At 35.8% G+C, this 7,487-nt stretch carries 8 protein-coding genes; all 8 read right to left on the minus strand.

Annotated features, from left to right (window positions below; translation table 11 throughout):
* Positions 1 to 91: 91 nt before the first annotated feature.
* Positions 92 to 736: a D-sedoheptulose-7-phosphate isomerase gene (locus tag BAZSYMA_RS01660; RefSeq protein ID WP_090714948.1), complete on the minus strand. Its 645-nt coding sequence runs from the start codon at positions 734 to 736 to the stop codon at positions 92 to 94.
* Positions 729 to 3,068, minus strand: coding sequence for a carbamoyltransferase HypF (hypF, locus tag BAZSYMA_RS01665; RefSeq protein ID WP_090714951.1), 2,340 nt, complete (start codon positions 3,066 to 3,068; stop codon positions 729 to 731). The genes BAZSYMA_RS01660 and hypF overlap by 8 nt, the downstream gene beginning before the upstream one ends.
* Positions 3,040 to 3,363, minus strand: a complete 324-nt coding sequence (locus tag BAZSYMA_RS01670; RefSeq protein WP_090714952.1) for a DUF3144 domain-containing protein — start codon at positions 3,361 to 3,363, stop codon at positions 3,040 to 3,042. Before BAZSYMA_RS01670 ends, hypF begins: the two co-directional genes overlap by 29 nt.
* Before the next feature lie 34 nt (positions 3,364 to 3,397).
* Positions 3,398 to 4,420 (minus strand): hydrogenase expression/formation protein HypE, encoded by a 1,023-nt coding sequence (gene hypE, locus BAZSYMA_RS01675; protein ID WP_090714954.1) that lies wholly within the window; start codon positions 4,418 to 4,420, stop codon positions 3,398 to 3,400.
* A complete protein-coding gene (hypD, locus tag BAZSYMA_RS01680) occupies positions 4,420 to 5,550 on the minus strand; it encodes a hydrogenase formation protein HypD (RefSeq protein WP_090714956.1) in 1,131 nt (376 codons plus the stop codon). Before hypD ends, hypE begins: the two co-directional genes overlap by 1 nt.
* On the minus strand, positions 5,550 to 5,828 hold the full coding sequence (locus tag BAZSYMA_RS01685) for a HypC/HybG/HupF family hydrogenase formation chaperone (RefSeq protein WP_090714958.1): 279 nt from the start codon (positions 5,826 to 5,828) through the stop codon (positions 5,550 to 5,552). Before BAZSYMA_RS01685 ends, hypD begins: the two co-directional genes overlap by 1 nt.
* Positions 5,828 to 7,084 (minus strand): sigma-54-dependent transcriptional regulator, encoded by a 1,257-nt coding sequence (locus BAZSYMA_RS01690; RefSeq protein ID WP_195910041.1) that lies wholly within the window; start codon positions 7,082 to 7,084, stop codon positions 5,828 to 5,830. The genes BAZSYMA_RS01685 and BAZSYMA_RS01690 overlap by 1 nt, the downstream gene beginning before the upstream one ends.
* Positions 7,085 to 7,088: 4 nt before the next feature.
* Positions 7,089 to 7,487 (minus strand): hydrogenase nickel incorporation protein HypB (hypB, locus tag BAZSYMA_RS01695; RefSeq protein ID WP_090714962.1); only part of this gene is annotated, 399 nt, incomplete at its 5' end.

Below are 7,487 nucleotides of genomic sequence, written 5' to 3' on the forward strand. Positions count from 1 at the left end.
GAAACCTTCTTCTTATTCGGGTTCAATTGCGTTCTTTTGCGCATATTTTTTACTCCGAATTGTCAAGTTAAGTTTAACTTGCTCGAATTTTTCAAAGTAAACTATGCACCAAGTCCCAAAGAATATGATAAGTGGTTAAATGAGATTCTTGCACTCTGTGAATACTGTTTGTTTCCACGGTTAAACAAATATCTACGCTGTTACTTTTTGCTATTTTTCCACCTGTTTGCCCAGAAAACCCGATAGTAGACAACCCCATTTCTTTTGCACACTCAAAGGCTTTAATTAAATTATCTGAGTTGCCGCTGGTGGAGAACCCAATTAAAACATCGTTTTTTTGAGCTAAACACAATAATTGGCGTAAAAAAATATGCTCACCGCCTACATCATTTGCAACTGCTGTCATTGTAGCAATATCAGCAGTGAGATTGGTGAATCCTAATGCTTTTCTGCCTGTGGTTACTGGGTGCATAAATTCAGTAGCAATATGCGCAGCATCACAAGCAGATCCACCATTGCCCATGGCAAATAAATGTCCATTTTGCTGGTAACATTTTGCAATCATTTGTGCAGCTTGTAGAATCTTACGATCATTTTTTTGAAAAAAATCTTGCTTTGCTTTGACACTATCAGCAACTTTTTTATGGATTGAAGAAAGTAATAATTCTATATTAACCTCTTTTTTATTTTTATCTAAAAAAGGATATAGCCCTGACAATGTTTTATTGTTATCCATATTTTTCCTCCCTTGCGATGCTAATTGCCGCTTGCCCTAAACTGACACTACCATCGCCAAAAGGTAATTTTGAATGCGTCAATAGAGTAATACCTTTTATCTTGGTAAATAATTTATTAACCAATGTTAACAATAATTGATTGTGAAATACTCCGCCTGACAATACTACAGTATTAAATTGATATATTTGTTGTAATTGCAATACAATATCTACTAGTAATTTGGCAAGTGATAAATGAAATCGGTAGGCAATATCTTCATTTTTAACTTTATTTTCAAGATCTTTTATAATTGAAATCCAGAATTTTTTACTGTCAATATAAAAATGATTTTTTATTTTTTTTAATCCAAATTCATAAGCAGGCTGTTCTCCTGTGATAATACATGCATCTGCCATATTTTCCAGCTCAATTGCCGCTTGCGCCTCATAACTAATTTTGTCTGTGCAAATATCTAGTAAATAAGCCACAGCGTCAAACAACCGCCCGACTGATGAGGTGTAATTTAGCGCCATATTACTGGCTAATAATGCGTCAAAATCTGTAGTAGGCTTGCCTGAAAAATAACCATCAGCTGGTATTTTATAGTGTTTTAAGTATGCATATGCCATACGCCACGGCTCAGTTTGTGCCTTATCTCCGCCCAGCAAAGGAATATATTCAAAATATGCCAAACGCTTAAAGCTTGAGTAATCTGCTAATAGAAATTCACCACCCCATAAATTATTGTCTGCCCCTAAACCAAGTCCATCCCAAGCTACACCAAGCACCTTATCATCGCTAATTGCCCTACCATTTTCAAATAAACAAGCAGCAATATGAGCATGATGATGCTGCACTATACTCAACTTTATGTTGTTATTTTCCGCATAATTATCTGCATATTTAGAGGATAGGTATTCGGGATGCAAATCACACACTAAGTGTTTGATTTTACTTTCATATAATTGCTGATATAACGCAATATTATCTTGAAAATCTTGATAACTTTCCAAGGTTTTTAAATCACCAATATGTTGCGATATAATAGCGTTATTATTGGTGATCAGACAAAAAGTATTTTTTAATTCTGCGCCTACTGCCAATAAACCTTGATGACCTTCGAAACCATGAGGTAAGGGCAAAGTACTAGGTGCATAACCTCTTGCCCTACGAATTATGGTAGTTTCATTGGCAACATATTGCACGACAGAATCATCAAGACGGTTAACAATATCACGATTGTGCATTAGAAAATAATCTGTGATATTGGTTAATTCCTGTAATGCAACTTGGTTATCTGTAATTTGAGGATTATGGCTTTTGTTGCCAGAAGTCAGCACTAAAGGTTCGTCAAATTGTTGCAATAACAAATAATGTAATGGTGTGTAGGGCAACATAAAACCTAATTTTTTTTGCTTGGGCGCAACTAATGATGAAGGTGTATTATTTTTAATTATTAGCAAGACAATCGGTGCGGCATTGCTGGTTAATAATTGCTCTTCTTGCTGTGAAACTTGACAGTATTTTTGCACCATTTCTACATCTTTAGCCATTAAAGCAAAAGGTTTGTGGGCTCTGTGTTTTCTTTTTCGTAGTTCTGCTACTGCTGATTTAGAGCTTGCCAAACACGCCAAATGAAAGCCACCAACACCCTTAATGGCAATGATTTTGCCTTGTTTTAAAAGATCAGCAGTTTTTTTAATAGTATCATTAGTGACAATATCTTCACCTTCTGAGTCGGTTAATTGTAATTGTGGGCCACACTCACTACAAGCATTAGGCTGTGCATGAAAACGCCTATCGTTTGGGTTTTGGTATTCTTGCTGGCATTTTTGACACATAGTAAAACACGCCATACTGGTAGATTTTCTATCATAAGGGATTTTTTTGATAATAGAAAATCGGGGTCCGCAATTAGTGCAATTGGTAAACGCATAACCATAACGACGATTATTCTTATCAATAATATCGTTAATGCACTCGGCACAAATGCAGGCATCAGGCAAAACTACTGTCGTATTTTTTCCATTTCTGCTGTGAGTGATATTAAAATCTAAATATGTGTTGATTTGACAATCTTCAATGGCAATATCTGTAATTGAAGCGAGTGTCGGAATGTTGTTTTTGAGCGTTGATAAAAAAAAATTGAATTGCACTTGCGAGCATTGGATAATAATAACTACACCAGCGCTATTATTATAAACCTCACCCACAACGCCTAATTGTTGTGCAGTATTGTAGATAAAAGGACGGAATCCAACCCCTTGAACAGCGCCAGAAACAGTTATTTTTTTATCAACGATTACCCCCATGGAGAGTTTATTATCTTTTAACACTTGGTTTTTTGTCAAACACCACTTTGTATTGTTTCATGTGTTCTTTAAGCATTTTATTAAATTCCTTGGTGTAGAAATCAACCGCTGAATCAATATTTTTTTGATAGTTTTCTTTTGTCTCAGCAAGAGAGGCGGTAATAAAAGTGCTAAAGCGTGCTGATGCATAAAGCAACGCTGCATTCACAAGTTGATGATCAGGATCTTTGACTTCACACAATTGATTTGCCTCTACAATAAACACATCTGCCATTTCTATAAATCCTTTGTCTACTTGTTCTTTATTGGTTTTAATATTTTTTGTTTTATTCATAATTTTCTCTTGATTTTAATATTAACATTGATATTTAACAAATTCTAGGGAACTGGTCGCCAACAAGTTTATCAATAATCTTAGTGCCGCCAAATAGCGTATTAAGTGCTACAACGCCCTTAGGACTGTCAAAAACTTCACCAATAATACAGGCGTTTTCACCTTCTTTAGTTTGTTGCATGATTTTCAATACTTGGTCGACATATTCTTTATCTACTACACAAACCAAGGTGCCTTCATTTGCCAAATATAATGGATCTAAGCCTAAAATTTCACAAACGCCACGGGTTGGTATCCGAATTGGTAAACTGTCTTCCTGAACCAAAATAGAGACCTTGGAGTCTTGAGCAATTTCATTTAATACTGTTGCAACGCCCCCTCGAGTAGCATCACGCATCGCATGAATAGCGCCTGGAAGATTGAGTGTTTTTTGCACTAAATGATTTAACACTTGGCAGTCGCTACTAATATCAGCAGAAATAGCAAGTTCTGCCCTGTGTTGCATAATGGTCGCCCCATGGTCACCAATAAAACCATTGACAATAATTTTATCGCCAACTTGTGCATTATTTGAATGAATGCTCACATCACCTTCAATCACACCAACACCAGCAGTGTTAATAAATATTTGATCAGCGCTACCTTTTTCTACTACTTTGGTATCGCCACAAACGATTTTAACATCCGCTTCCTCGGCAGTTTTTTGCATAGATTTTATAATTTGGTCTAAAGTCTCAATCGGAAACCCTTCTTCGAGAATCAACCCGCAAGTCAAATACAAAGGCTTTGCACCACTCATTGCTAAGTCGTTTACTGTACCTGTAATAGCAAGTTTGCCAATATCACCACCTTTAAAAAACAACGGGCTAACCACAAAACTATCTGTTGTTAAAGCAAGCTGTCCTTTTGGCATATCAAAACGCGCCTGATCTTCCATTGTAGATAGATAATCATTGTTAAATGTATCCACGAAAATATCTTTTATTAAATCGCTACTTGACTTGCCACCACTGCCATGTGCCATGGTAATTTTTTTACCGTTGTATTTTTTATTCATTACTTTTTGTTGATTAAGTCAATATTTTGCCCATAAGAATAATGTGCTGAACAAGCACCTTCAGTAGAAACCATCAAGGCACCTAATGGGATTTCTGGCGTGCATTCTTTACCAAATACTTTACACTCCCAAGGCTTTAAAATGCCTTTTAATACTTCGCCACATTGACAAACATCTGGGTCAGTTACTGTTACTTCTTTGAGTTTAAACTCAACTTCAGCATCAAAATCACGGTATTTATTATTAATTTTTACCCCTGAGTGGTTGATTGACCCCAAGCCCCGCCATTCAAAAAAGTCTCGCAATTCAAACACTTCTGAGATTGGATCTAATGCACTGGCATTGCCGTCATCCAGTACTAAACGCTTGTACTGATTTTCGATTTTTGCCTCACCATTTTTAAGTTGCTTAAGAATCATCCACACAGATTGTAAGATATCTAAGGGCTCAAAACCTGCCGCAACCAGTGGTTTATGATACTCATCAGCAATAAAATCATAAGGCTTGGTTCCGATAATTAAACTCACATGTCCAGGGCCTAAAAATCCGTCAATTCGCATACCTGGAGAGTCCAATACAGCTTTAATTGTAGGGATAATAGTAATGTGGTTGCAAAATAAATAAAAATTATTTACTTCTATTTTCTTTGCCTGCATTATTGATAATGCAGTGGATGGCATGGTGGTTTCAAATCCCAAACCAAAAAACACCACTCTTTTTTCCGGATTGTTTTTTGCAATTGTGAGTGCATCTAAAGGAGAATAAACCATTCGAATATCAGCACCTTCAGCTTTTAAATCAAGCAAACTTTGTTTACTACCAGGTACACGCATTGCATCGCCAAAAGTGGTAAAAATTACATCTTTATTATTGGCAATGCTAATGCAGTTATCCACCACAGATCTTGGTAAAACACATACGGGGCAACCAGGTCCGTGCACAAAGTCTAATTTTTTAGGTAATAATTGATTTAAACCATAACGAAAAATAGAGTGCGTATGTCCACCACATACTTCCATAATTTGAATGGGGCGGTCTTCCGATAATTCAATTTCCAGGCAAAGTATCTCTATCTCTTTTAGAATTTTCTTGGCTTGCTTCGGATCTCTAAATTCATCAACATATTTCATTATTTACTCCCCTGCTTTATATCCTCAATAGCTGCAGATAATTCGCCAATTTCAGCTAATATTTTGAGCGTTTTTTGTGCTTCTTCTTCATCAACTATACTGAGTGCAAAACCAACATGAACCAATACCCATTTATCAATTAAATCTTGTGCTTGATAATCTTTGTTTAATACACAGGCAATGTTTATCTCTCTAGAGACTCCCGATAAATCAACCAATGCAATTTGGTTGTCTGCATCAATAATTTTTTTAATTTGTGCTGGAACGCCTAAACACATTATTTTTTCTCCTTTAATTTAGCCGACAAACTCACATAAGTAATTATATCGGATTCACTTAAAACCATTGTTCTTTGGATTTCATTTTGTAGTTCTCTCACATTTCCAGGCCAAGGATAGCGCTCTAACGCCTTCTTTGCATTGTTGTCAACCTCAGAAATATGCTTATCAAATAACAGATTTCCTTGCTTTATAATATTCATGCAAATAGGCAAAATATCTTCCTTCCTTTCCCTTAAAGGTGGAATTTTAAATTCCATACCTGCCAATCTATAAAACAAGTCTTCTCTGAAATTATTTGCCTTTATTTCTTCTTTTAAATTTTTATTGGTTGCAGAAATGACTCTAATGTCAATAGATATATAACGATTCCCACCTAATTTACGGATTGTTTTTTCCTGTAAAGCGCGGAGTAATTTAACTTGAAAGGCAGGTGATATATCACCTATTTCATCTAAAAAAACCGTGCCACCATTGGCACGCTCTAACAATCCTGTTTTATCGTTATAGGCGCCAGTAAAAGCACCTTTAACATGTCCAAATAATTCACTTTCTAGTAAATCATCTGGCAAAGCCGCACAATTCTCAATAATCAAAGGCTTACTTGCTCTAGCGCTATAGTGATGAATTGCACGAGCAAACAATTCCTTTCCCGTGCCAGATTCTCCATAAATTAAAACAGGAATGTCATAATTTGAAAATTTCTGAATATCGGCGCATAAACCATTTAACGGGCTTTTTTCAGAACGCACTAATTGATCAAAAGCATATTTTTTGCAACTGTCTTTTTGTTTTTTAGCGGGCTTAATGGTGGCAGTTGTTCTTTTTGACAAGTTACCTTTAAATTCTAAAGGTGCTATTTTATTTTTATCCTGTAAATTAAAAATTTTAACTGCATTACCAACAATAAGCCTTAAATTATCAGGCCGCCAAGGTTTGTAAAGAAATTGATAAATCCCTGCTGTGTTACCTAATACACACAATTGCATATTTTCAAAATCTGCAATCATTAAGCGCACAACTTCTGGATATTGCTTTTGAACCTGTATTAAAAAATCTACACCCGTGGTTTTTTCTATCACTTCATCGGCAATAATAACCTGAATGGGGTACTCATATAATATTTCCCAAGCGTCTTGAATGCTGTCAACAAAATAACACTTAAAATTCTGACCAAGTGCCACTGCATAAAGATCCCTATCAGATTTATGACCATCAACAATTAATATCTTTGCTTTGACTGGTTTTCGATACACTGATTTAGCCTTTAAGTGCAATAATACTGCTCATTTGCGCTTTTAGCCACGCATACCATTTGTTCATACCTTCACCTGTGGTAGCAGATATTTGCAGGATTTGAATTTTAGGGTTGACTTGGCGAGCATACTTTATGCATTGCTCTACATCAAAATTAAGATGTGGTAGTAAATCAATCTTATTAAGTAGCATTAAATCTGATGCTGCAAACATATCGGGATATTTAAGCGGTTTGTCTTCACCTTCGGTAACAGACAAAATAGCCACCTTGCAATATTCACCCAAATCAAACGCCGCAGGGCAGACAAGATTACCCACATTTTCAATAAATAAAACACTATCTTCTTCGATTTTTAAAGACTTAAAAGTATGCCCAATCATATGTGCATCTAAATGACAACC

Source organism: Bathymodiolus azoricus thioautotrophic gill symbiont (genome assembly GCF_001298715.1).
Classification (GTDB): domain Bacteria; phylum Pseudomonadota; class Gammaproteobacteria; order PS1; family Pseudothioglobaceae; genus Thiodubiliella.